Origin of the sequence: Streptomyces durocortorensis (assembly GCF_031760065.1) — a bacterium.
Taxonomy (GTDB): Bacteria; Actinomycetota; Actinomycetes; order Streptomycetales; family Streptomycetaceae; genus Streptomyces.
Map to the genome: position 1 here is coordinate 103,337 of NZ_CP134500.1, position 23,274 is coordinate 126,610.

Consider the following 23,274-nt stretch of genomic DNA (forward strand, 5'->3'; position numbering starts at 1 on the left):
CGGGGGGGGGCGAGCGCCTGTCTACGGGGTGTCGGACATGCTCTGGCGCGGGGCGTAGTGCCGCAGCGCCCGTGCCGTCAGTTCCTCGGCGGCGCCGGTGTATCCGGCCGGGTCGAGCAGCCGCTCCAGGTCCCGTACGCCGAACCGCTCGGCGATCACGTCCTCACTCAGGAGGACCTCGGCGAGCGGCAGGCCCGAGGCGGCCGCCGTGCGCGCGGCCCGGCTGATGACGTCCTTCGCGGCGGCCTTGCCGAGCACGGGTGCCAGGACGGCCGCCAGCCGCTCCGAGACGATCAGGCCACCGGTCAGGTCCAGGTTGGCCCGCATGCGCCCGGGCGAGACCTCCAGACCGGCCACCAGCTCGCGTGCGGTGTGCGCGGCCCCTCCGGCGAGCCGCAGACACTCCCGCAGCGGCTGCCATTCGGCGTGCCAGGCGCCGGCCGAGCGCTCGTCCTCGGACAGCATCGTCTGCGCCAGCACACCGGCGTACGCGGGTACTTGCAGGGCCGCCGAGCGGATCAGCGTGGCGAGGGCGGGGTTGCGTTTCTGCGGCATCGCCGACGAGACCCCCCGGCCCGCCGCGGCGGGCTCCGCGAGCTCGGCGGTCTCGGTCCGGGCGAGCGACTGGACGTCCACGGCGATCTTCCCCAGCACGCCGGTGGCCAGGGCCAGTTCGGCGCCCAGCGCGGCGATGGGGGCGCGGTGGCTGTGCCAGGGCAGGGCCGGGGCGGACAGACCCGTCTCCGCGGCGAACCGCTCGGCCAGCCGGGCCGCGTAGCCCTCGGCCGCGGTCTCCTGCCGCGCTTCGCGGTGCAGCCGTTCGTATTCGACGTAGCCCGCCAGCGTGCCCGCCGCGCCGCCGAGTTGGACGACCAGGCCGTCGGACCTGAGCCGGCGCAGCCGCTCCCTCGTGTCGCAGACCGCCGCCAGCCAGCCCGCCGCCTTGAGGCCGAAGGTCGTGGGGACCGCGTGGAGCGCCAGCGTGCGCCCGGCCATGAGCGTCTGCCGGTGCTCGTCGGCCAGCGTCCGCAGGGACGCGGCGATGCCGTCCAGATCCGCCGCCAGGAAGTCCAGGGTCCGTCCGGCGACCAGCATCAGCGCGGTGTCGAAGATGTCCTGGCTGGTCGAGCCACGGTGGACGTAGTCGGCGGCGTCGGGGGCCTTGGCCGCCACCAGGGCGGTGAACGCCTGGACCACGGCCACCACCGGGTTGGCCGCGCCCCGGCTGAGCACGGCGATCTCCCGCAGGTCCAGCCGCTCGGCACGGGCCAGCTCGGTGATCGCCTCTGCCGCTGCGCCGGGTACGTTGCCGAGGCCCGCCTGGGCCCGTACCAGCGCGGCCTCCGCGTCGAGCAGCGCCTGGAGCCAGGCTCCGTCGGACGTGGCCGCCTCCGCCGGGGTTCCGGCCCGCACCGGGCTCAGCAGCCCGGCGTCGATGGTGTCAGCGGCGTGTGCGGGCGGGGTGGTGGCGTTCACCTTGTCAGTTCTCCCATCATCTCGCTGTCCTGACGAAGACCCTGGGCCAGCGCCAGTACGGCGTGCGCGATGGCGTCCGAGTCCTGGAGTGTCACGGAGTTCACCCCGGGACGTATCCCCGCCGCCGTGGCCCAGTGCACGGACTCGGTCGGCACCCCGAAGGCGAAACGACGCGGATGCGCGCGGCCCTCGGCGTCGATGACGTGGAACGGAGCGTCGGTGACGGCGAGTCCGCCGGTCTCGTACACCGTACCGTCGGGGCCCGCGACCTCGTAGGGGCGGCACTGGCCGGTGTCCAGGAGCTGGAGCAGCAGCGGGTCGGCGGTGGTCCGCAGATCGATCTCCGGCAGACGGGCCTCGACCAGTGTGGTGGCCCGGGTCAGCGAACCGGGGACCGCGGCGGACTCGATGGTGAACGCCCGGGCGTCCTCGTCCGTGCCGGAGCGGACGTCGGGGCCGAGAACCCGCAGGACACCGGCCTCGATGAGGGCGATCGCCTCCTCGATCCGGCCGGCGGGCGGGCCGATGGAGAGGAACGCGTTGAGCGGTGTGTACCAGCCGTCCAGGTGCTGCCGGTGCGAGCTGCCCGTAAGGCCGCCGTGGTCGATGATCAGCCGGAGTTCGTTGCGCAGATCGCGCAGTACGTCGAGGGCGGCCTTCAGCGGTCCGGCCACGTTGCCCTCGCGCGCGGCCCGCAGGTCCTCGCGCAGATGGCCGAGCAGCCAGTCGTGGAAGTCGCGCGGCGAGGCGAACTCCCGGTCCGCGTGCGGGCGGGCGATCCGGTCCCAGTTCCAGTGGTCGTGCGGACCAATGCCGAACTCCGCGAGGACGTCGAGCTCCTGACCGCTGCCCGGCTTCGCCGCGAGGTAGCGCGCCCGTAGCCGTTCCGCGTCGCCGGAGCGGCCGTCGGCGGTGAGCAGCGTGGCGTAGTAGACGGTCTCGACCTCCTTGCTGACCAGCGGCCAGACCGTGGCCTGGAAGTCGATCCCCTCGTGCCGCCGGGCCTGCTCTCGCAGCTCCCGGATCACCTCGTCGGTCAGCACGGCGGGCTCGTGTCTGCCGTGGGCGCCCTTCTGGTTCTCGCCCCGGGAGTGGAAGGGAAGACCTCGGCGGGAGCCTGCGACGAGCCGGGGTTCGCGGCCTGAGGGCAGATAGACCAGCCGGTCCGAGCGGCGGACGAAGCGGCCGCCGCGGCCGTGGGTCAGCAGTGCCATGTAGTCGAAGAAGTTCAGACCGAGTCCCAGCAGCGCGACGGTCTCGCCCGGCTCCACCGGCGACAGGTCCACGTCCGCCGGGTTGGCGGGCAGCACGTAGCGCAGGCCGTTGGCGTGGGCGAAGCCGCCGAGTTCGGTCTGCCGGCGGGACCGGCGTACGGGCAGGTGCCCCTGGGCGAGGACCACCGCGTCGAGACCGTCGATGAGCACCCCGTTGTCGAGCAGGACGCTCTGGAGGCAGCCCGCCTTCCCGCTGTGGGGCTCCTCCTCGATCGCCACCGCCCGGGCCCGGTGGACGACGGTGGTCAGCCGTCCCGGCGCGGTCCGGGTGACCCGCTCGAAGACCCACTCCAGATAGTGCCCGTAGAACGCACGGGTGGGATAGGAATCGGGGCCGAGCGCACGCGCCTCGTCCAGCAGCCGCTCGTCGCGCTGCCGGTCGTCCATGGGGCCGACCAGGGTCAGGAAGCGCGCCCATTCGTAGAGGCTGGGTCCGGGGGCGAGCACCCCGTCGATCCGGACGCTCTCGTCGGTGAACATCGTGACCTGGGAGGCCACGGTGTTCATCAGCAGGTGTTCGGGCTGGTCGGTACGCCACACCTGACCGGCCCCGGGCGGATACGGGTCCGCCACATGCACCGTGATCGGCACCTCGTCCGGCGCCGACCCGGCGTTCGCGCACAGCCGTTCGAGGACGGAGAGCCCTCGGGGCCCGGCACCGATGAGGCAGACGTCGAGCCGTCGGCTGGTCATAGTCAGTCTCTCCACTGAATCGGAAGTCATGTAGGTCCGCGCCCCGGCCGCGGGTGGCCGTGGGTCAGTTGGCGGCGGCCACACCGCTCAGCCGCAGCCCGCCCGGGGCCTTCGCCGGAATCCGGCCCCGGCCCTGTACGCCGCGGACCAGGGCCGTGGTGAGGTGCGCCCGGCTGGTGAGGTGGCGCTCCGGCGCGTCCGAGCCGAGGTCGCGCAGGGCGTCCACGACCGTGCGCAGTTCGAGGGCGACCTCGCCGAGCACCTCGGCGACGGCGCGCGCGTTGGAGCCGACGATGTCGGTCCACAGCTCGGCGTCCCCCGCCGCGATGCGGGTCGCGTCGCGCAGCCCCTGCCCGGCGAGCTGGAGTTCGCTCTCGTCACCGTCCAGCAGCCGGGCGGCCAGCAGGCTCGCCACCATGTGCGGGGCGTGCGAGATCAGGGCCACCGCCCGGTCGTGCTCCTCGTGGCCCATCACGACCGGGCGGGCGCCGCACAGCTCGGCGAGTTCCGTCGCCCGGCCGACGGCCCGGCGACCGACGCCCGCCGCCGGGGTGAGCACCCAGGGGCGGCCCTGGAAGAGGTCGCCCTGGGCCGCGAGCGGGCCGGACTGCTCCCGGCCCGCCATGGGGTGTCCGCCCACGTAGCGGCTGAGGTCGCAGCCCAGGGCGGCCGCCTCCGCCTGCGGCTTGGCCTTGACGCTCGCCGCATCGGTGTAGTCCTCGGCCAGACGCAGCTGCTGGTGCTCGTGCAGAGCCGATGCCACGTGCTGCGGAGGAACCGCGAGGACCGCCAGGTCCACGGGCGTACGCGGGGCGCCCACCAGACCGGCGCCGAGGTCGGCCGCGGTCCGGGCCGCCTCCGGGTCCCGGTCCAGCAGATAGGTGGTCACGCCCCGGCCCCGCAGGGCCAGGGCGATCGACGTACCGATCAGGCCGGTACCGACCACTGCGGCACTGCGCATCAGCGGCTGCTCCACAACAGCGGCAGGTACTCGGGGTCGCTGTAGTCCGGGGTGCCCTCGGCGGTCCTGCGCACCAGCACGTCGTGGTTGTACGCGACCTGCGCACCGTCCGAGCGGCGGAAGTCGCGGTAGCGGTTCCCGCCGTCCTGGAGGTGGAAGGAGATGGCCCGGCGCGGCCGGTCGCTGACGTTCGGTCCGCTGCCGTGGTAAGTGCGGCAGTGGTGGAAGTTGACGTGGCCCTTGGGGATGCGGACGGGGATCTTGCGGACCTCGACGCCGTTGTAACGGGCGTTCTCCTCCAGCATGACCTCCAGCTCGCTGCGGTCGCGCTCGGCGAAGTGCAGGGAGGTGGCGTCGTTGTCCGCGGTCTCCTTCCAGTTGTGGCTGCCGTCCACCATGGTGATGGTGCCCATCTCCTCGTCGCAGTCGTGGAAGGGGATGAACGCGGTCAGCATCCGCTCGGAGGTGGACGTGGACCAGTAGTGGCGGTCGAAGTGCCAGGGCACGATGTTCGACGTCTCCTCCGCGACCGGCGGCTTGAAGATCAGCGTCGACTGGAAGACCCGGATCTCCTCGGCCTCGGCGAGCCGGGCGGCCACCGCGCCGAGCAGCGGCTTGCGCAGGATGCGGCCGATCGTGTCGTCCTCGTAGTGGATGTAGTCGTTGTGCCGCTGCACATCGCCGTGCTCCGGCTCCCAGTAGGCGAGCTTGGGCGGGCGCACGGGCAGCGTGCGGTCGCGGTGGCCGGCGTAGAAGCGCTCGCTGGCCGACTCCAGGAGGTCCACCTCCTCGTCGGTGAACAGCTTCTTCGAGAGGAACCAGCCGTGCTCGGCGTAGAAGAGGACGTCTTCGTCGGAGGGGAGCAGCTCCCGCTCCTCGTCGGTCAGGGTGAAGGCTGCGGATTCCTGAACAGTCACGGATCTTCCTTCGGTGCGAGTGACACGGTGCGTACGGGCGGGGCGGCGGATCAGGCGGTCGTCGCCTTCTCGCGTGCCACCGCCTCGTAGAGGGCCTTGATGTTGCCGCTGCCGAAGGTGCGGGCCCCGTGCCGGTCGATGACCTCCCAGAAGAAGGTCTTCCGCACGTGCAGCGACTGGGTGAAGATCTGGAAGACCTGGCCCCAGTGGTCCTGGTCGACCAGGACGTTGGTGCGCCTGAGGTCCTCGATCTTCAGGTCGGGGCGGCCGAGGCGCGCCTCCAGCTCGTCGTAGTAGGTGTCCGGGGTCTCCAGGAACTTCACCCCGCGGGCCTCCAGCGCGGGCACCGCCTTGACGATGTCGTCGGCGAGCAGGGCGAGATGCTGGACGCCGGCGCCGTTGTGGCGGGCCAGGAAGCCGTCGATCTGGCCGGGCTTGCGGTCGGTGACCGGCTCGATGAGGGTGAAGGTGACCTTCCCCGAGGGGCTCTGCACCACCTTGGAGTCCATGGCCTGCTCACCGACCTCGATGAACTCCTCGAAGATCTGGTTGAAGCCGAAGACCTTCTCGTAGAAGGCGACGGTGGGCCGCAGCAGGCCGGCGGGCAGGCAGATCGCCGCGTGGTCCACGGTGCTCAGCAGCTCTTCGCTCCGGTCCGGGTCCTCGGCGAAGATGTCCATCACGCCGGGCAGGAACTGCTCCCGGTCCCCGGAGCGCTGGACGAAGCGGTGGGCGACGTCCCCGAAGCCGAGCACGGAGGCGGTGACGACCTCGGTGCCGTCCTTGCTGTGCGTCTCGGGCTCCTCGACGGCGGTGGCGCCGCGCTCGATCGCCAGGGCGAACGCCTTGGCGGCGTCGGTGACCTCGAAGGCGATGTTGGCCACCCCGTCGCCGTGCTGGGCCACGTAGGCGGCCGCCGGGTGCTTCTCGCTCAGTGCCGAGGTCAGGACGACATCGATGCCGCCCTGGCGCAGCAGCAGGGAGCGCCGGTCGGCCTGGCCCGTCTCGGGGCCGGCCTGGCCGCAGACCCGGAATCCGAGCGCGGTGCAGAGGAAGAACGCCGACTGCTGTGCGTCCCCGACGTAGAACTCGACATGGTCGACGGCTCCGATTTGCACGTCTGTTTCCCTTTCTCTAGCGCTTCTTGCGGGTGCTGGCCGTACCGAGCAGCAGGCTGACGTTGTGGCCGCCGAAGGCGAACGAGTTGGAGATCGCGGCCTCGATCGGCTGCGCTCTGGCCTCGCCGCGCACGTGGTCCACATCGCAGGCCGGGTCGATCTCGTCGAGGTTGTGGGTGGGCGGCAGCTGGCCGCGCGAGATGGCGAGGGCGGTGAAGGCCGCCTCGACCGCGCCGGATCCGCCCAGGAGGTGACCGGTCATCGACTTCGTGCTGCTGACGGCCGGGGAGCGGTCGCCGAAGACGGCGCGGACCGCCTTCGTCTCGGCGATGTCGCCCAGTTTGGTCGCGGTGCCGTGGGCGTTGATGTAGCCGATGTCGTCGGGGACGAGCCCGCCGGTGGCGAGCGCCCCGCGCATGCTCATGGCGGCGCCCTCGCCGTCGGGCCGCGGCGCCGTGGGCCGGTACGCGTCGGTGGTGGCACCCCAGCCGAGGAGGTCGGCGTAGCCCGCCGCGCCGCGCGCGTCGGCGTGTGCGGCGCGCTCGACGACGAGCACGCCCGAGCCCTCGGCCAGGACGAAGCCGTTGCGGCGGCGGTCGAAGGGGCGGCTGGCCGCCTCGGGGTCGTCCCAGCTGTGGGCGAGCGCCCTGGCGTGGGCGAAGGCCAGTGCGGAGGTGGGGTTGAGCGGGGCCTCGGCCCCGCCGCAGACCACGACGTCGGCCTCGCCGTACCGGATGAGCCGGGCGGCCTCGGCCACCGCGTGGGCGCCGGCCGCGCAGGCGGTGGCGATCGCCGAACTCCAGCCCCGGATACCGTACTTGATGGCGATACGGGCGGCCGCCATGTTCGGCAGCATGCCCGGGAGCAGGTAGGGGCTGACGGCTGTGGGGCCGCGCTCGGTGCGGGCCTGGGTCTGTGCCTCGTACGTCGTCAGGCCGCCCGCTCCGCTGGAGATGACGACGGCGACCCGGTGCGGGTCCACGTCCTGTCCGACGACGAGGCCCGCGTCGAGCAGCGCGTCGTCCGCCGCGGCCAGGGCCATCAGGGCGTAGCGGTCGACGAGGCGGCCCTCGCTCGGCGGCAGTACCTCGCGTGCCTCGATGTCCGGTGCGATGCCCGCCACGTCGACGCTGCCGTCGAGCAGGTGGCCCTCCGGCGGCCTGCGCAGCCCGGACTTGCCGTGGAGAAGCGCGTCGAAGGTGGCCGCCGCGCCGCGGCCGAGCGGGGTGAAGGTGCCGAGTCCGGTGATGACGGCTTTCCCGTCCGCGGTGGGGCCGCTCATGCCGCCACCTCCCCGGCGGTCGTCGCGGTGCCGAACAGCTCGCCGTCGAGGAACCGGCGGCGCAGCAGGATCTTGCGGACCTTGCCGGTCGCGCCGAGCGGGATGCGGTCCGGGCTCACGGCGACGACGCGCTCGACGGTGCGGGCCACCCAGGGGTCGAGGGCGGCGAGGATCTCGTCGGTCCGGTCGGCCTCCTGGTCGGCCCCCGGGTCGAGGAAGAGCAGGACGGAGGTGGCGACCCCGTCATCGGTCCGTACGGCGACGACGGTGCATTCCAGGACGTCGGCGCACTGGGCGAGGACCTGCTCCTCGCAGAGCATGGTGTAGAGCTTGTGGCCCTCGCCGATGTCCACGGCGTCCACCAGCCGGTCGACGTGGTAGTAGTAACCCTCCTCGTCGCGGTAGACGAGGTCGCCGGTGAGGAAGTAGCCGTCGCGGCGGGTGCGGTAGGTGGTCACCGAGTCGTTCCAGTAACCGAGCGACAGGGTGGGGGCGTTGATGGCGAGCTGGCCCACCTCGCCGGTTCCGAGCTTCTCGCCGTCGTCGTCGACGACGGCGACGTCCGAGAAGGCGTGCGGCTTTCCGATGCACCGGCCGTAGCGGGTGGTCTCGGGGGTGTGCGTGATGAAGAACTGGGAGTGGCCCATCTCCGAGGAGCCGAGGCCGTCCACGAAGAACGAGCCGGTGCGCCGCTCGCGGCCCTTGGCGGTGATGGTCTGCCGTGAGCCGACGGCGATGAGCTTGCGGATGTGGGCCTCGTGCGCGCAGTCGCCGGTGTTCCACCAGGTGCTCACGGAGGCGAGGTCGCGCTGCGAGAGGTCCTCACCGGCCAGTTCGGACCAGGTGGTGGCGAAGCCGAGGACGCTGTGCGGCTGCCAGGACTCGATGGCGTCGAGCACCGGGCCGCCGGCCTGCTGGGAGAGAACGGCCAGCTGGGCGCGGTTGGTGAGGGCGAGGTTGACGGCGATGACGGTGGCCGCGTGGGCGGACGGCAGGGCGCCGAGCATCCGGTCGATGCCCTGGCCCTTGGGCAGTGTCAGCCGGTGCCGGATGGCCGCGAAGAGGCTGTGGTGCGAGTGGATGACGGCCTTGGGCAGGCCGGTCGTTCCGGAGGAGTGGGTGATGACCACGGGCTCGTTGCCGTGGTGCCGGTAGGGCTTCGGGGCGGCTGCGGGGTCGCCCTTCCCGAGGTCGGCGGGGTCCGCGAGCAGCGGGGTGGCGCTGCCGACGGAGGTCAGGGCGTCCCAGTGCGGGACGTCGGCTATGACGCCGACCGCACCGAGGCGCCTGATGTATTCGCCGACCTGGTCGACGGGGACCTTGCCGTTGATGAGGGCCGGTATCGCGCCGAGCCGGACCAGGGCCAGATAGCTGAGCACCTGGTCCGCGCTGGCCGTCACGAAGACGGCGACCGGGTCTCTCGGCTTGACCCCGAGGTCGTGCAGGGCGGCCGCCCGGGCTGCCACCCGCTCGCCCAGTTCGGCCAGTGTCAGGGCCTGCCAGGCCGGGTGCCCGTCCACCTCGGTGTCGAAGGTGAGGGTCGGTGTGTCCAGACCGGTGCCGCGGGCGAGGAGCTCCGTCAGCACGTTGCCGACGCCCAGTCTTTGGTCGGCCGCGAGTTCGGCGCGCTCGTTCTTCGGATTCATTCCCCGGTGTCCTTACTTCCTGGATCAGACTCGTTGCGTACGACAGGCCCTGGGGCGGTACGGGCGCGCCCGGTCCACCCGCCTCAGCGGTTCCGGGTCGCCCTCTCCCGCCCGTGCCCGGAGGCACGCGGGCAGGAAGGGCGTGCCCCGTGGGCCGGAACCGGCCCTGGACTCACTTGGCCGCGGCAGCGACGGACGCCCGCTCGACGATCTCCTTGACGAGGCCCGCGACGGTGAACAGCGCGACGGTCTCCATCTCGTCCTCCTCGAACTTCACGCCGTAGGTGTCCTCCACCTGGATGGCGACCTCGGCGACGGAGAGCGATTCGAGGTCGAGTCCGGCCGGGCCGAGCGGGGTCTCGCCGGTGACATCCGTGACGTCGTAGTTCATGTTCTTCAGCGCCTCGATGATGAACTTCTCAACTTCGGTGGACATTTGGTTGACTCCTCTTTCATGGACAGGCACCCGGGACTGGCCCCGGACACGGTGACGGTGCTGTGGTGCACCACGGATGGCGACGAGCGTCGGAAGGCGCACACCTTGCTGGTGCGGGCCGCGGCCGGAATGCTCGATGTCCCGCTATCCGAAATCTGGTTGGAGCATGAGGAAGGCGGCCGCCCGCTGCTCTGCGGGGCCGGGAAGCCGGTGCAGGTCAGCGTCACGCACGGACGCGGGTCACTGGCTGTCGCGCTGACTGGCGGGCCGTCTGTCGGGGTGGATGTGGAGGTCGTACGCCCACTGCGTGCCGAGGCGATGGCCCGGGCGTGGCTCGACCCGGTCGAGACGGCCTGGGTGACAGGGCTCGCCGAGGAGGAACGGTCGACCGCGTTCCTGTGGTTGTGGACGCAGAAGGAGTCGGTGGGCAAGGCGCTCGGCCGGGGCCTGCGCCGGGGCGGGATGAGCCGCCGGGTGCCGCTTCCGGAGGCCTGGCCACCCGGCGGGGGCCTGCCGCCGGTGCTACGTCCGCTCCCGGCCGATCGGGAGGTGGCCTCCGCCGCCGTCCTCGTCGACGGCGGGCGCCGTGTCATCGGCGTCGCCCAGTGCGTCGGGACAGGGAGCGAGGAGCGCTCCGTCGCGACACGCGTCAGGGTTCAACGGGTTTCTCCCGCCGTGTGCAGCTGAGCCGGTGGCGCGGCGGCCGCGGATCTCACCGCGGCGCGGAGGATCTCCGCGTTGCGGACCGGCTTGCCGGTCGCGGTGCGCGGGAGTTCCGTCAGCAGGTTCAGCGAGCGTGGCCGCTTGTACGGTGCCAGGCGGGCCGCGAGGCTGTCGGCGAGGCCGTCGAACACGGCCTGTTCGTCGACCATCACGAAGGCCTCGATTCCGGTGCCGTGCACCACGACGGCCTCGGAGACGCCCGGCAGGGCCGAGATGGAGGCCTCGACCTCGGAGAGGTCCACCTTGAGTCCGCCGATGGACACTTGCGAGTCGAGCCGGCCATGGACGGTGAGCAGTCCGGTCACTTCGTCGATGCTGCCCGCGTCCTTCGTGCGCAGCCAGCCGTCCACGTAGCGTGCGGGGTCGGTCAGCCCCACATAGGGGCTCTCCGGCAGGCCGAGGAGGATCTCTCCGTCGTCGACCCGCACCCGCATGCCGGGGGCCGGGGTCAGGGCGGGGCGGTCGGCCCCGGTGAGGTCGGTGGCGATGACACCGGCCTCGGTCATCCCGTACATGACGCCCAGTTCGGCGCCGTAGCCGGTGGTGAACCGTTCCCGGACGCTCTCCTTGACCAGTTCGCCGCCGGTGATCATCCGTCGCAGCTGGGGCAGCCGGGGCGGTGTCCGGGCCGCGGCGAGCACCGCTGTCTGGGAGGGGACCCCGAGGACGGTCGTGGGCCGGTCCCCCGCCGCGACGGCCTTGAGGATGCCGTCGACGGACTGCCAGGCGGGCAGGACCACCTGCGCCCCGGCGGCGAGTCCGTGGAGCAGCCCCCCGACCAGGCCGAGCACATGGACGATCGAGGCGAGCACCACGGTACGTTCGCCCTGGCGCGGGAACCCGTCCAGCCGGGCGTACCGGTCGAGCTCCGCGAGGAGGCTGCCGGCCGTGCGGCCGATGACCTTGGAAGGGCCCGTGGAGCCGGAGCTCAGTTGCAGCAGAGCGTGTTCCGAAGCGGCCGGCCGGCCGCCGCGCAGTGGGGTGATCCGGGCGTCGACGTCGAAGAACCCGCGCAGGGTGCCGGTGACGTCGACCGCCGGTTCGATGACCAGTTGCGGCGCCAGCCGCGCGACCGCCTTGCCGACCTCATGCGTCGTCAAGCGGTAGTCGAGCAGGGCGACCTGGGCTCCGCTGCGCCATCCGGCGAGCATCGCGACGATACAGCTCAGAGAGGGCGGCAGCCGTACGGCAACGGTGCCTCCGGCGACCAGGCCGGCCGCTGCCAAGCGCTGCTGCTGTTCCCCGACGAGCCTCCTGAGCTCGGCTCGGGTCACCGGTCCGCTCAGATACAGGGCGATTTCCCGCCCGTCCCCCTTGAGTAATACATCGTCAACCCAGTCGCCCTCGGCGCAAACGGGCCTTATAGGCGCCGTTCCCCCCACAGGAATCCCCACCCATCCAGAGTTCTCGGAAAGAGCCGATGAGCCGTCGGACAACTACGTCCTGGACGTATCGGCCATTCATCGCCGCGCTCATTTCCTCGTCGGCAGATCCATCGTCACGCATTACCTCTCAGTAATCAAGCGAAACCTTCTACGGATTCATACTTGCGAGTAGAAATCCTCCGGCCGCACGGAGCGCCGATTTTTGACACGCCGAATCGCCCTTCGGCACCGAGAAAGCAACGAAGGGCGTCCAGTTGCACCCAAGAGGAATTCAGTTCAGAAATGAACAATTCTTGAACTTATGAAATCCCCGACACGCGGTGCGCCCATGAGGGCCATCACCTCGGCGAACTCGTCCGAAAGTAGCCGTAGGACGGCCTCGACGCCCTCAGCCCCGGAGTGCGCCAGACCCCACAGGGCAGGGCGGCCGACGAACACCGCGTCCGCGCCCAGGCACAGCGCCTTCGCGACATCGGCGCCATGCCGGATCGAGCCGTCGAGAATCAGCCGACATCTCCCGTCCACCGCTTCCGCGATCTCCGGAAGGGCCTCGGCCGCAGGTCTCGCGAAGTCCAGCTGCCGACCGCCATGATTCGATACGACCAGCGCCTCGACCCCGTGTTTCGCTGCCAGCTCGGCATCTTCTCCGGTGAGCACGCCCTTCAATACGAGCGGCAGTGACGTACGCTCCCGCAGCCACTCAAGATCGTCCCAGGTAATGGAGGAATCGAACTGCTCCGCCGAATGCCGGGCGATAGCGGACTGCCCCGCCTGCCCGCTGTGAGAGGCGGACATGACGGAGGGATCGACGTTGACCGCACGGATTCCCTCGGGCAGGGAGAAGCCGTTACGGACGTCTCTCGGCCGGTACGCCACGCGCGGAGCGTCGACCGTCAGGACCAGCGCCCGGCACCCTGCCTCCTCCGCTCGTCGGATCAGTTCCAGCATCGGCTCCCGCCGCTTGAGCCAGTAGAGCTGCAGCCAGAGCGGACCGGTCGCCTCGGCGGCGATGTCCTCCAGACTGCGGCTGGCGAACATGCTCACGACCAGAAGGGCGCCCGCGGCGCCCGCCGCACGTGCGGTCGCCACCTCGCCCTCGGGATGCGCGAGCCGGTGATAGGCCATGGGCGCGATGCCCAACGGGGCCGCCAGTCCCGCCCCGAGAAGCGACGTACCGGGATCGCACACCGAGACATCGACGAGACAGCGAGGCCGCAGCCTGATCCTGTCGAGCGCCTCGCGGCCCGCCGACAGCATCGACTCGGTGCCGCTCCCGCCCTCGATGAAGTCCCACACCGGGCGGGACAACCGCTCCCTCGCCACAGCCTCGTACTCGTCAAGCGCCAACGCCGCCATCCCGCTCCCCCGCCGATGGTTGAATCCGCGTGCCCCAGTTAACCGCACGACCGTACGCTTACCGTACTCTCGCACAATGACAGCACGGTCGTCCACTTTGTACAGTGACCGGGCCCTGTCAGGGGCCCGGATGGGAAGATTGAGGAGGTCGCGTGACTGCGACGCACGCCGACGGACGGGTCGAACGGGGCAACCAGACAAGGCGGTTGATCCTGCGCCACGCTGTCGGCATTGCATCGGTCGAAGGCCTCGAAGGCCTGTCCTTAGGGCGACTGGCGAATGAACTGGGGCTCAGCAAGAGCGGGGTGTTCGCCCTGTTCGGCTCCAAGGTGGAGCTACAGCTGGCCACCGTGCGCGCCGCCATCAAGGTCTACATCGAGCATGTGGTGCAGCCCACCCGCGAACTGCCCCCGGGCCTCGGCCGGGTCTGGCTGCTCTGCCGCAACTGGCTCACCTACTCCGAGCAGCGTGTCTTTCCCGGCGGCTGCTTCTTCTACTCGGTCTCCGCCGAGTACGACGCCCGCGAGGGCAGAGTGCACGATACGGTCGCCGGGGCGCACGGCAGCTGGTTCTCCCTCCTGGAGCACACGATCGACGACGCCAGGCGCGCGGGTGAGGTCCGGGACGACACCGACATCCCCCAGCTCGCCTTCGAGATCGTCGCCCTCCTAGAGATGGCCAACGCCGAGTCCGTCCTGCACTCCAACTTCACCTGCTACAGCAAGGCGGCGGGCGGAATCCTCAACCGCCTCCGAGGCGTCGCGACCGACCCCTCGCTGCTGCCCGACACCCCGGACGCCGTCCCTTCCGACACCGTCCCCTCCAGCACCGCCCCTTCCGACACCGCCCCTTCGCGGTCCCGCTGACCGCGCACCATGCCCGGAGGCACCATGCCCTTTGATCCGCAATTCCAGGAGCTGTACGACCGGCTCGCAGCCGAGGACGTCCGGCCGCTCTACACGATGACGCTCGACGAGGCCCGGGCCGCCGACCTCGCCGCCATCCAGGCCGGCGCGGGGACCCCCGAGCCGGTGCACCAGGTGACCGACGAAACGTTCGCCGGCCCCGGCGGGCCGCTCCCCGTCCGGATCTACCGGCCGTCCGGCGAGGGCCCCTTGCCGGTCCTCGTCTACTTCTTCGGCGGCGGCTGGACACTGGGTTCCATCGAGACCGGCGACGCGATCTGCCGGAGTCTGGCCAATGCCGTCGGCTGCCTCACCGTCGCGGTGGGCTACCGGCTCGCGCCGGAGAACAAGTTCCCGGCGGCCCCCGATGACTGCTTCGCGGGCGTGCGGTGGGCCGTCGAGCACGCCGAGCGGTTCGGCGGCGACAGCACCCGGGTGGCCGTCGGCGGCGACAGCGCCGGGGGCAATCTCGCCGCCGCCGTCACCCTCATGGCCAGGGAGGCGGGCGGCCCGGAGCTGCTGGCCCAGCTGCTGGTCTATCCGAACACGGACCAGTTCGCGGACACGCCCTCCCTCCGCGAGAACAGCGATCGTCTGCTCTTCAACCGCAAGTCCGTGCAGTGGTACTGGGAGAACTACCTGGCATCGCCCGAGGACGGCGGCCACCCCCTGGCATCGCCCCTGCGGGCGCCTGATCACTCCGGGCTGCCGCCCGCGCTGGTGATCACCGCCGAGTACGACCCGCTGCGCGACGAGGGGGAGTTGTACGCCGACCGGCTGCGCGAGAGCGGCGTACCGGTCGAGTCGACCCGCTACCCGGGCGTGGCCCACGGCTTCTTCGCCATGGCGGGCACCCTGGACGCGGGCCGCAGCGCCGTCGGACAGGCCGCGGAGTATCTGCGGAAGACCTTCGCCCTCGCCGCGACGGGAGGCTGATCCGATGAGCGAGACCACCCCTGCGGCGGGGCGGCCCCGGGCGCTCGACCTGACCGGTCTGCACCCGTCCCTCGCCGATCCGGTGCTCGACGCGATGAACTTCCTCAACGAGGTCGTCGCGCGCTTCCCCGACGCGCTCTCCTTCGCTCCGGGCAGGCCGTCCGAGGGCTCCTTCGCCACGGAGGACCTGGCGCGCTATCTGCGGATCTACACCGAACACCTGGAGCGGGAACTCGGCTGGTCCGCGGACCGGGTGCGCACCCAGCTCTTCCAGTACGGGCGCACGAACGGCATCATCCACGACCTCATCGCCCGGACCCTCGCCAACGACGAGGGCATCCACGTCGCCCCGGAGTCGGTCGTGGTGACGACCGGCTGCCAGGAGGCGATGCTGCTGGTGCTGCGGGCGCTCTTCGCGCGGCCCGAGGACACGCTGCTCGTCAGCTCGCCCTGCTACATCGGGGCCACAGGCGCGGCCCGGTTGCTCGACATCGCGATGCGCCCGGTCCCGGAGGGCCCCGACGGACCGGACCCGGAGGCGGTTCTGGAGGGTGTCCGGCGGACCCGCGCGGCCGGGGGAAGGCCTCGTGCGCTGTACATCGTGCCGGACTTCGCCAATCCCTCGGGCGCGAGCATGACCCTCGCCGCCCGTGAACGGCTCCTGGAGATCGCAGCCCAGGAGGACCTGCTGATCCTGGAGGACAACCCGTACGGCTTCTTCGTGCGGGTGGGAACTCCCCGGCCCACGCTCAAGGCCCTGGACCGGGAACGGCGGGTGCTGCACCTCGGATCGTTCGCGAAGACCGCGCTGCCGGGGGCCCGCGTCGGCTATGTGGTGGCCGATCAGGAAGTCATCGGACCGGCGGGCGAGCGGTCCCTGCTGGCCGACCAGCTCTCCAAGATCAAGAGCATGACCACGGTCAACACCTCGGCCGTCAGCCAGGCCGTCGTCGGCGGGCTGCTCATCGATTCCGGCTGCCGGCTTCGCGAGGCGAACGCCGCGGCCATCGCCTTCTACCGCGCCAATCTCAACACCCTCCTGGCCGAGCTGGACCGGCACTTTCCCGCCGAGCGGCGGGACGCGCTCGGTGTCGACTGGAACCGGCCGGACGGCGGCTTCTTCCTCGTGGTGGATGTCCCCTTCCTCGCCGACGCCAAGGCCCTGGAACATTCCGCACGGAACTTCGGCGTGCTCTGGACGCCGATGAGCGACTTCTACCTGGGGGGCGGCGGGGAGAGCCGACTCCGCCTCTCCTGCAGCTCATTGACTCCCGACCAGATCACCGAAGGCGTGAGCAGACTCGCCGCCTTCATCACCGCACAGGCCGCGGAGGCGGGCCGGTAGCGACCGGTCGGCACGAACCGGCGAAGGTGCCCCGGCCCGATCGGGCCGGGGCACCTCTCTTTCGCGCCATCCCACACTAACTAAACGTACGGTCGTGCTATTGTTTTCCTGCTCGCGCACTCCGTCAGGAGACGCCTGCGTGGGCCCGCACTCGCCGAAAGGTTCCGCATGGACATCCGGAAGCTGGACCGAGCCGCCGTGCTGGAGACCGTACGCATCCTGGAGCAGGCGGATCCTCAGGACTGGGACCTGCCCACCCCGTGCGCCGACTGGACGCTGCGTCAGCTGGTGGCCCATATGGCGGGCCAGCACCACGGCTTCGCGGCAGCCGCCGCGGGAAACGGGGCCGACCTCTCCGTATGGCGGCCCGCCGCACTCGGTGACGATCCGCTGACGGCCTATCGCACGGCGGCCGACACGGTCCTCGACGCCTTCGCCCCGCCCGGCGTACTCACCCGGGAGTTCGTCCTCCCGGAGATCAGCGACACCCTCGGCTTCCCCGCCTCGGTCGCGATCGGGTTCCACTTCCTGGACTACGTGGTCCACGGCTGGGACCTGGCCCGCGCCCTCGGGGTGAGCCTCGACCTGGACGACGCGACCGCGGAGGCCGCCCTGGTGTTCGCCCTGCGCGTCCCGGACGACGAACGCAGGGTCGGCCCGGCGGCGCTGTTCCGCCCGGCCCTGCGCGCGACGCCCGGCGCGGATGTGCTCGACCTGGTACTGACCGCCCTCGGCAGGCCCCCCGACTGGACCGCCGACGCGGCCCGCCGACCCTTCACCGCTCCGCGGGGCTGAGCACACACAACCCCGGCCCCTCGCCCGTACGTACCGACCTCACAGGGAGACACGCATGCTCGCCGACATCCGAGTCAATGTCGCACGCCGTCTGGGCCTGACCCAGGAAGAGGTGTTCGCCGGCCAGCCGCTGTCGGCCGTGCTGGTCGCCTCGCCGAGCGCGATCAACTCCATCGACCTGCTCGACGCGTTCGCCGGAGCGCTCGCCGACGCGGGCCTCGACGACGACGTCGAACTTCCGACGATGACCCTCGACCACACCGCCGAGGACGTCGTCTCGGCTCTCGGCAAGCAGCTCGCCACCACCTCCTCCTGACCGGAAGGCGCGAACCGTGCTGATCATGACCGACATCGTCAAGGAGCTCCGCACCGGAGCCACCGTCACCGACGTCCTGCGCGTCCAGCAGAGCTATCACGAGCAGCGGCGCTGGGGGACGGACAGCCTCTTCGAGGGCCGCCGTCTGGAGCGCCCCAAGGACGGTGACCGGGCCGCCCTGTGGCACGCCTCCCGTGCCGAACTGACCACCCAGCCGGCCGGTATCCGGCTGGCCGTCGACGGCGTCAAGCTCGCCAACGAGATCCGCGAGTCGAACCCGCTGGGCTCCGACATCCTGCACATCGCCGCCGCCTGGTCGGCCCGCTACTGGCTGGAGGAGGAGGCGCACCACGAGATCGCCTTCGGCCGGCTCATGGAGATGGCGGGCATCGATCCGATCGACGAGGAGGAGGTCATCGAGTGCCGGGGCCCGCTCCCGATGGACAACTACGCGCGGGTCTGCATGCTCCAGGCGTGCGTGGAGATCGAGGCGTGCGTCTCCTACGGCTGGCAGTCGCGGACCACCGAGGACCCTCTGGTGCGGGACGTCTTCCACACCGTCATGAAGGACGAGGTGCAGCACCGCCAGTACTTCGCCTCGTTCGCCAAGGCCCTGGTGGACTCCGGCGTCTATCCCCTCAAGGACGTCCTGTCGATGGCGTACACCTGGGTCCGGCCCGACGGCGGCGAGACCTTCGGCGCCGCCCGGGAGGCCCAGACCGAGCGCGATGGCCACGTCAACTGGTGGGAGCGGACCCGTAGCGGCGACGAGGAGTTCGCTCTCGCCGACGACGCCCTCCACGAGGGGTCGGTCCACGCGAAGAAGCTGACCAGCGTGTTCGCCCTGGTCCGCGAGGTGACCGGCATCCAGATCACATCGTATGAGGACCTCAAGCGTGCCTACTTCGCCAGCCTCCGTACGAACGATGTCGACCGGATTCGATCTGCAGTCCGTGGCGGAGCTTCGCGCGAAGCCGCACTTGCTCGATAGCGGCGCCCTGTTCACCGCCGGGGAGCGGGCACACTGCCGCTCCCGGCCCGACCCCTGGGCGTCGCTGGCCGGGCTGTTCTCGGCCAAGGAGGCCTTCGTCAAGGCGCTCAGCTCCCTGGGCGGTGCACCGGACCACACCTTTCCCGAGGTCGAGGTGGTGCACGGCCCCGCCGGGCAGCCACGGATACGGCTGCACGGGGCCATCGCCCGGTGGCAGCGGCAGCAGTGCCTCGCGATGGAGGTGTCGATCAGCCACACCGGTGACATGGCCGGTGCGGTGGTCGTCCTCCTGGCCGAGCCGACGAGGAGAGGAGGGCAGGCGCCATGAGCGTCCGCACACCGCTGGACTTCGCGCACGCCTGCGAAGTCGCCCTGCGGCCCAACGACTTCGACTGGGCCGGGCATCTGAACAACAGTGTCCACGTCCAGATCCTTGAGGCGGGCCGCTGGCAGTGGGGGCTCGCCCTGGGGGTCGACCTGCGGGACAGCACCCTGGTCGCGGTGGTCCTCCAGCTCCAGCTGGACTACCTCAAGGCCGTCGACTGGGACCCGGTGGGGCGTGTCGTCGTCCGTACGGCGTTCGCGGAGCAGTCCACGTACAGCTTCACGCTCACCCAGGACATCGAGCAGCCGGACGGCACCGTGGTCGCCCGGGGCCGGGTCCGGCTGGGGCTCGTCGACCGTGACACCAAACGGATCCACCGGGCCGATCTCCAGGCGCTGCTGGACGTCCCGGGGAGAGCGGCATGATCGTGAACACGCTCCAGGAAGCGGTCGCCGGGCAGGCCCACCGGCACGGCGCGACGGTCACCTTCGGCACCTCCGCCAAGCGGGAGAGCCTGTCCTACCCCGCCTTCGCCGAGCAGATCGCGGCCGCCGCCGGTGGCTTCGCCCAGCAGGGGGTACGTCCCGGGGACCGGGTGATGCTGCGCATCAGCAGCTCCCGTGAAGGTGTGCTGGCCCTGCTGGGCCTGATGCACCTCGGCGCGGTCCCGGTCTCCGTGAAACCGCGCGTCCCGGGGGCGATCCTCGGCCAGTACTTCGCCCGGGTGATGCGGCAGCAGAACGTGCGCCACGCCTTCCGCATCTCCGGGCACGGGCTGAACGAGCTCCGGCTGGTTCTCCGTCCGCGCTCCTCCCCGGAACCCTCGCCGGGCGACCGTGACGGCCTCGCGTTCGTCCAGTACACGAGCGGCTCCACCGGGATGCCCCGCCCCATTCCGCTCAGCCACCGGGCCGTGCTCGGAAACATCGACGCGATCAGCGTCATCGCGGGCATGAAGCCCGGCCATGCCGGGCTGATCGCCCTGCCGCTCCATCACGACATGGGGCTCATCGGGGTCCTGACCTCGCTCGTCCAGGGGATCGACCTGGTCGTCGAGGAGCCGGGCACCTTTCTGCGCAGGCCCATGGCCGCCCTGCGGCTGCTGCGTGACGCGGAGAGCGTGCACAGCGCCTTCCCCGACTTCATGCTGCGCTACCTCGCGGCCCGGATGACGGAGGCGGCCGCGGGCCAGGACGCGCCCGATACCCGGTTGCTCAGCACCTGGAGCACGGTGTTCTGCGGGGCCGAACCCATCCGCCCGCAGTCGGTGCGCACCTTCCTCGACGCCGTCGAGCCCTGGGGCTTCGACCCGACGGCCCTGGTGTTCTGCTACGGGCTCGCCGAGGCGGCGCTGATGGCCACCTCTCACCGCTATGTGGACGCCGCCACCGGCTTCCGTACGGACGGGCCCACCACCACCGCATGTCTCGGCAGCACCATGCCCGGCCTGGACCTGCGCATCGTGGACGAATCGGGCCGCGACTGCGCGGACGGGGAGGTCGGCGCCGTACAGCTGCGCGGGGCGACGCTGTTCGACGGCTACGACGGAGCCACCGACCATCGCGCCACCTGGTTCGACACCGGCGACCTGGGGTGCCTGCGCTCGGGACATCTCCATCTGAGCGGCCGCAGGGGCGACCGCATCTCCGTCAACGGCGCCAACGTCTTCGCCACGGACGTCGAACAAGTAGCGGCGACGGTTCCGGGCGTCGCCGAGTGCGTGGTCCTGCCGTACGCCGGATCGTACGCCGTCGTCATCGTGCCGGAGCGGGCGCGGGAGATCGACACGGACCAGCTGGCCGCCCTCGTCGCCACCGAATTCGGTGCGGCTCCGGAGCGGGTGGTGCAGGTGACGCACAGCGCCGTCGCCCGCACGGCGAGCGGGAAGCCGGCCCGTACCCATATGGTCGCGCAGCTCGAACAAGGAACGCTCGGCTGACCGGCACGTCTGCTCGAACAACGCTACGGGAGGACCTGAGGTCCAGCGCGTCGTGGACCAGGGGTTCAGCGCGTCGGCGGCATGAGGAATCCCCGGACCGCAATTGCGGTCCGGGGATTGTCCCGCGTATATTGGATTCTTCTGCGCTCATGCAGAAAGGCCCCGCTCGGGGGCCTTATAGGAACGAATATATCCGGCGGGGAGCCATTTTGTCAAACCGGGAAAGCGACGAATTGCGGGAAGAGCAGGAATTCATCGACCGGCTCCATGCCCGGGTCGACGCGCTGCGCGGCGGCGCGGCCCAGGGCGTCGAGCACGCGCTGACGCCGGTCGGTACGGGACAGCAGGCGCGGCTCGAACGCGACATCCTCGTCGCGGAGCGCTCGGGTCTGCTGGCGGCACTCAACGCCGTGGACGGCTCCCTGTGCTTCGGCCGCATCGATCGCACCGACGGTCTCGCGCACCACATCGGCCGCATCGGGATCCGCGAGGACGACACCGACCGTACGCCGGTCCTCATCGACTGGCGCGCACCGGTGGCCCGTCCCTTCTATCTCGCCACCGGACACACCCCGATGGGGCTGCGCCGTCGCAGACACATCGCCACCGAGGGCCGCACGGTCACCGAACTCCACGACGAGATCCTCGACCTGGGCGACGACGACCGCACCGGCTTCGAGGACCCGAACGGCGACGCCGTCCTGCTCGCGGCGCTGAACTCCGCGCGCACCGGGCGTATGGGCGACATCGTGCGCACCATCCAGGCCGAGCAGGACGCCATCATCCGCGCCCCGCACCACGGAGTCCTGGTCGTCGAGGGCGGCCCGGGCACGGGGAAGACGGCCGTCGCGCTGCACCGGGCGGCGTTCCTGCTCTACGAGCAGCGCGAGCTGCTGGCCAAGCGCGCCGTGCTGATCGTGGGACCCAACCCGGCGTTCCTGCGCTACATCGGGGAGGTCCTGCCCGCTCTCGGCGAGACGGGGGTGCTGCTCTCGACGCAGGCCGAACTCTTCCCCGGCGTGCACGCCACCGGTACGGACACGGCCCGTGCCGCCGCCGTCAAGGGCGCCGATCAGATGGCCGAGGCCCTCGCCCTCGCCGTACGCGACCGGCAGCAGCTGCCCGAACCCGGCGCCCCGATGGTCATCCCGCACGACGACGGCGGTGAGCTCGTCCTCGACTGGGAGATCGCCTACGAGGCGCGGCAGGCGGCACGGGACACCCTGCTCCCCCACAACCTCGCCCGCCCGCACTTCGTCTTCCGGATCATCGACGCCCTCACGGCCCAGCTCACCGAGCGCATCGGCGCCGACCCCTACGGCGGTCCCAACTTCCTCGGCCCTGACGACATCGCGCTGCTCGGCCGGGGCGTCGCCCTGAGCAAAGAGGTGCACGCGGCGGTCGACGAGCTGTGGCCGCCGCTCACCCCCGAGGCGTTTCTCGCGGACTATCTGGCCGCGCCCGTGTACGTACCGGACGAGGACGCCGACGCCATCCGGCGTACGGCGGCCGGGAGCGAATGGACCCCCGCCGACGTACCGCTCCTGGACGAGGCCGCGGAGCTGCTCGGCGTCGACGACAGCGCCGAACGGGCCGCTGCCGAGGCCGTCCGCCAGGAGCGGATCGGTTACGCGCAGGGCGTGCTGGAACTGTCGCGCGGGTCGGAGAGCTACGAGTTCGAGGACGAGGAGTCCGAGCTCCTCGCCGCCCACGACATCATCGACGCCGAACGGATGGCGGAACGGCACGAGGAGGCCGACCACCGCACCGCCGCCGAGCGGGCCGCGGCGGACCGTACCTGGGCGTTCGGGCACATCATCGTCGACGAGGCACAGGAGCTCTCGCCGATGGCGTGGCGGCTGCTGATGCGCAGGGTGCCGACCCGCTCGCTGACCCTGGTCGGCGACCCGGCCCAGACCTCCGAGGAGGCGGGCGTCGGATCATGGGGGAAGATCCTCGATCCGTATGTCGGTGACCGCTTCGAGCACGTCACGCTGAAGGTCAACTACCGTACGCCCGCCGAGATCATGGAGCTGGCGGCCGGGGTCGTACGGGAGCAGGACCCCTCCTTCACCGCGCCCGTCTCGGTGCGGTCGACCGGTGAGAGGCCGTGGACGCGGGACGCGGGCGACGACCTCACGGGCGCGGTGGCCGGGGCGGTCGAGGAGCTGACGCCCCGGGAGGGACGACTCGCGGTCATCGCGCCCCGGTCGCTGCACGAGGAGATCGCCGCCCCGCTGGAGGGGGTCGCGGCGGGCGCCGCGCCCGACCTCACCCGCCCGGTGGTGCTGCTGGATCCGCGCCAGGCCAAGGGGTTGGAGTTCGACCATGTGCTGGTGGTGGAGCCCGCGCGGTTCGGGACGAGCGATCTGTACGTGGCGCTGACGCGGGCGACCCAGCGCCTGGGCATCGTCCATCGGGAGGAACTACCCCGGGCGTTGAGGTGAGAGCGGTC

The 23,274-nt window shown here is 71.2% G+C and carries 21 protein-coding genes; 11 read left to right on the plus strand and 10 right to left on the minus strand.

The genetic code is table 11. The features are described from left to right. Positions 1-21: 21 nt before the first annotated feature. The 8 genes from RI138_RS00415 to RI138_RS00450 all read right to left on the minus strand — a co-directional run bounded on the left by RI138_RS00415 (position 22) and on the right by RI138_RS00450 (position 9,803). The gene (locus RI138_RS00415) at positions 22-1,476 is read right to left on the minus strand and encodes a class-II fumarase/aspartase family protein (protein WP_311118247.1); all 1,455 of its coding nucleotides are present in this window, start codon (positions 1,474-1,476) and stop codon (positions 22-24) included. Then, positions 1,473-3,443: an FAD/NAD(P)-binding protein gene (locus RI138_RS00420; protein WP_311118248.1), complete on the minus strand. Its 1,971-nt coding sequence runs from the start codon at positions 3,441-3,443 to the stop codon at positions 1,473-1,475. The genes RI138_RS00415 and RI138_RS00420 overlap by 4 nt, the downstream gene beginning before the upstream one ends. Positions 3,444-3,507: 64 nt before the next feature. Further along, on the minus strand, positions 3,508-4,404 hold the full coding sequence (locus RI138_RS00425) for a prephenate dehydrogenase (protein WP_311118249.1): 897 nt from the start codon (positions 4,402-4,404) through the stop codon (positions 3,508-3,510). Next, positions 4,404-5,321 (minus strand): phytanoyl-CoA dioxygenase family protein, encoded by a 918-nt coding sequence (locus tag RI138_RS00430; RefSeq protein ID WP_311118250.1) that lies wholly within the window; start codon positions 5,319-5,321, stop codon positions 4,404-4,406. The genes RI138_RS00425 and RI138_RS00430 overlap by 1 nt, the downstream gene beginning before the upstream one ends. Positions 5,322-5,371: 50 nt before the next feature. Further along, entirely contained in the window at positions 5,372-6,439 is a 1,068-nt protein-coding gene (gene hppD / locus RI138_RS00435; RefSeq protein ID WP_311118251.1) for a 4-hydroxyphenylpyruvate dioxygenase, read from the minus strand. A gap of 16 nt (positions 6,440-6,455) precedes the next feature. Further along, positions 6,456-7,721 carry a beta-ketoacyl-[acyl-carrier-protein] synthase family protein gene (locus tag RI138_RS00440; protein WP_311118252.1) on the minus strand — a complete coding sequence of 422 codons (1,266 nt, stop codon included), beginning with the start codon at positions 7,719-7,721 and terminating at the stop codon, positions 6,456-6,458. Next, positions 7,718-9,367: a class I adenylate-forming enzyme family protein gene (locus tag RI138_RS00445; protein WP_311118253.1), complete on the minus strand. Its 1,650-nt coding sequence runs from the start codon at positions 9,365-9,367 to the stop codon at positions 7,718-7,720. Before RI138_RS00445 ends, RI138_RS00440 begins: the two co-directional genes overlap by 4 nt. 172 nt (positions 9,368-9,539) lie before the next feature. Beyond that, positions 9,540-9,803 (minus strand): acyl carrier protein, encoded by a 264-nt coding sequence (locus RI138_RS00450; protein WP_096625159.1) that lies wholly within the window; start codon positions 9,801-9,803, stop codon positions 9,540-9,542. An 18-nt stretch (positions 9,804-9,821) separates the two neighbouring features. Here RI138_RS00450 and RI138_RS00455 point away from each other — a divergent pair, with 18 nt between their 5' ends. Further along, on the plus strand, positions 9,822-10,490 hold the full coding sequence (locus RI138_RS00455; protein WP_311118254.1) for a 4'-phosphopantetheinyl transferase family protein: 669 nt from the start codon (positions 9,822-9,824) through the stop codon (positions 10,488-10,490). Here RI138_RS00455 and RI138_RS00460 read toward each other — a convergent pair. Continuing rightward, positions 10,460-11,920, minus strand: coding sequence for a class I adenylate-forming enzyme family protein (locus tag RI138_RS00460; protein WP_311118255.1), 1,461 nt, complete (start codon positions 11,918-11,920; stop codon positions 10,460-10,462). The genes RI138_RS00455 and RI138_RS00460 overlap by 31 nt on opposite strands. A gap of 267 nt (positions 11,921-12,187) precedes the next feature. Then, positions 12,188-13,267: an alpha-hydroxy acid oxidase gene (locus RI138_RS00465; RefSeq protein WP_311118256.1), complete on the minus strand. Its 1,080-nt coding sequence runs from the start codon at positions 13,265-13,267 to the stop codon at positions 12,188-12,190. 152 nt (positions 13,268-13,419) lie between these two features. Here RI138_RS00465 and RI138_RS00470 point away from each other — a divergent pair, with 152 nt between their 5' ends. From RI138_RS00470 to RI138_RS00515, 10 genes are all read left to right on the plus strand, one after another. After that, the gene (locus tag RI138_RS00470; RefSeq protein ID WP_311118257.1) at positions 13,420-14,133 is read left to right on the plus strand and encodes a TetR/AcrR family transcriptional regulator; all 714 of its coding nucleotides are present in this window, start codon (positions 13,420-13,422) and stop codon (positions 14,131-14,133) included. 24 nt (positions 14,134-14,157) lie between these two features. Further along, positions 14,158-15,108: an alpha/beta hydrolase gene (locus tag RI138_RS00475; RefSeq protein WP_311118258.1), complete on the plus strand. Its 951-nt coding sequence runs from the start codon at positions 14,158-14,160 to the stop codon at positions 15,106-15,108. 4 nt (positions 15,109-15,112) lie between these two features. Further along, positions 15,113-16,453, plus strand: a complete 1,341-nt coding sequence (locus RI138_RS00480; RefSeq protein ID WP_311118259.1) for an aminotransferase-like domain-containing protein — start codon at positions 15,113-15,115, stop codon at positions 16,451-16,453. A 168-nt stretch (positions 16,454-16,621) separates the two neighbouring features. Further along, the gene (locus RI138_RS00485; protein ID WP_311118260.1) at positions 16,622-17,248 is read left to right on the plus strand and encodes a TIGR03086 family metal-binding protein; all 627 of its coding nucleotides are present in this window, start codon (positions 16,622-16,624) and stop codon (positions 17,246-17,248) included. 55 nt (positions 17,249-17,303) lie between these two features. Continuing rightward, the gene (locus tag RI138_RS00490; RefSeq protein WP_096625145.1) at positions 17,304-17,564 is read left to right on the plus strand and encodes a hypothetical protein; all 261 of its coding nucleotides are present in this window, start codon (positions 17,304-17,306) and stop codon (positions 17,562-17,564) included. A 25-nt stretch (positions 17,565-17,589) separates the two neighbouring features. Then, entirely contained in the window at positions 17,590-18,555 is a 966-nt protein-coding gene (locus tag RI138_RS00495; protein WP_143660003.1) for a ferritin family protein, read from the plus strand. Beyond that, positions 18,545-18,883, plus strand: a complete 339-nt coding sequence (locus RI138_RS00500; RefSeq protein WP_311118261.1) for a holo-ACP synthase — start codon at positions 18,545-18,547, stop codon at positions 18,881-18,883. Before RI138_RS00495 ends, RI138_RS00500 begins: the two co-directional genes overlap by 11 nt. After that, positions 18,880-19,305, plus strand: coding sequence for an acyl-CoA thioesterase (locus RI138_RS00505; RefSeq protein ID WP_311118262.1), 426 nt, complete (start codon positions 18,880-18,882; stop codon positions 19,303-19,305). Before RI138_RS00500 ends, RI138_RS00505 begins: the two co-directional genes overlap by 4 nt. Then, positions 19,302-20,819, plus strand: a complete 1,518-nt coding sequence (locus RI138_RS00510; RefSeq protein ID WP_311118263.1) for an AMP-binding protein — start codon at positions 19,302-19,304, stop codon at positions 20,817-20,819. The genes RI138_RS00505 and RI138_RS00510 overlap by 4 nt, the downstream gene beginning before the upstream one ends. Before the next feature lie 233 nt (positions 20,820-21,052). After that, entirely contained in the window at positions 21,053-23,266 is a 2,214-nt protein-coding gene (locus tag RI138_RS00515) for a HelD family protein (protein ID WP_311122771.1), read from the plus strand. The last annotated feature ends 8 nt before the right edge of the window (positions 23,267-23,274 follow it).

What these genes read in the sequence shown, in the direction of transcription:
- RI138_RS00420 (WP_311118248.1), bottom strand. Translation starts at nt 3,443, where the DNA reads ATGACCAGCCGACGGCTCGACGTCTGCCTCATCGGTGCCGGGCCCCGA.
- RI138_RS00425 (WP_311118249.1), bottom strand. Translation starts at nt 4,404, where the DNA reads ATGCGCAGTGCCGCAGTGGTCGGTACCGGCCTGATCGGTACGTCGATC.
- RI138_RS00440 (WP_311118252.1), bottom strand. Translation starts at nt 7,721, where the DNA reads ATGAGCGGCCCCACCGCGGACGGGAAAGCCGTCATCACCGGACTCGGC.
- RI138_RS00445 (WP_311118253.1), bottom strand. Translation starts at nt 9,367, where the DNA reads ATGAATCCGAAGAACGAGCGCGCCGAACTCGCGGCCGACCAAAGACTG.
- RI138_RS00450 (WP_096625159.1), bottom strand. Translation starts at nt 9,803, where the DNA reads ATGTCCACCGAAGTTGAGAAGTTCATCATCGAGGCGCTGAAGAACATG.
- RI138_RS00455 (WP_311118254.1), top strand. Translation starts at nt 9,822, where the DNA reads ATGGACAGGCACCCGGGACTGGCCCCGGACACGGTGACGGTGCTGTGG.
- RI138_RS00465 (WP_311118256.1), bottom strand. Translation starts at nt 13,267, where the DNA reads ATGGCGGCGTTGGCGCTTGACGAGTACGAGGCTGTGGCGAGGGAGCGG.
- RI138_RS00475 (WP_311118258.1), top strand. Translation starts at nt 14,158, where the DNA reads ATGCCCTTTGATCCGCAATTCCAGGAGCTGTACGACCGGCTCGCAGCC.
- RI138_RS00480 (WP_311118259.1), top strand. Translation starts at nt 15,113, where the DNA reads ATGAGCGAGACCACCCCTGCGGCGGGGCGGCCCCGGGCGCTCGACCTG.
- RI138_RS00485 (WP_311118260.1), top strand. Translation starts at nt 16,622, where the DNA reads ATGGACATCCGGAAGCTGGACCGAGCCGCCGTGCTGGAGACCGTACGC.
- RI138_RS00490 (WP_096625145.1), top strand. Translation starts at nt 17,304, where the DNA reads ATGCTCGCCGACATCCGAGTCAATGTCGCACGCCGTCTGGGCCTGACC.
- RI138_RS00495 (WP_143660003.1), top strand. Translation starts at nt 17,590, where the DNA reads ATGACCGACATCGTCAAGGAGCTCCGCACCGGAGCCACCGTCACCGAC.
- RI138_RS00505 (WP_311118262.1), top strand. Translation starts at nt 18,880, where the DNA reads ATGAGCGTCCGCACACCGCTGGACTTCGCGCACGCCTGCGAAGTCGCC.
- RI138_RS00510 (WP_311118263.1), top strand. Translation starts at nt 19,302, where the DNA reads ATGATCGTGAACACGCTCCAGGAAGCGGTCGCCGGGCAGGCCCACCGG.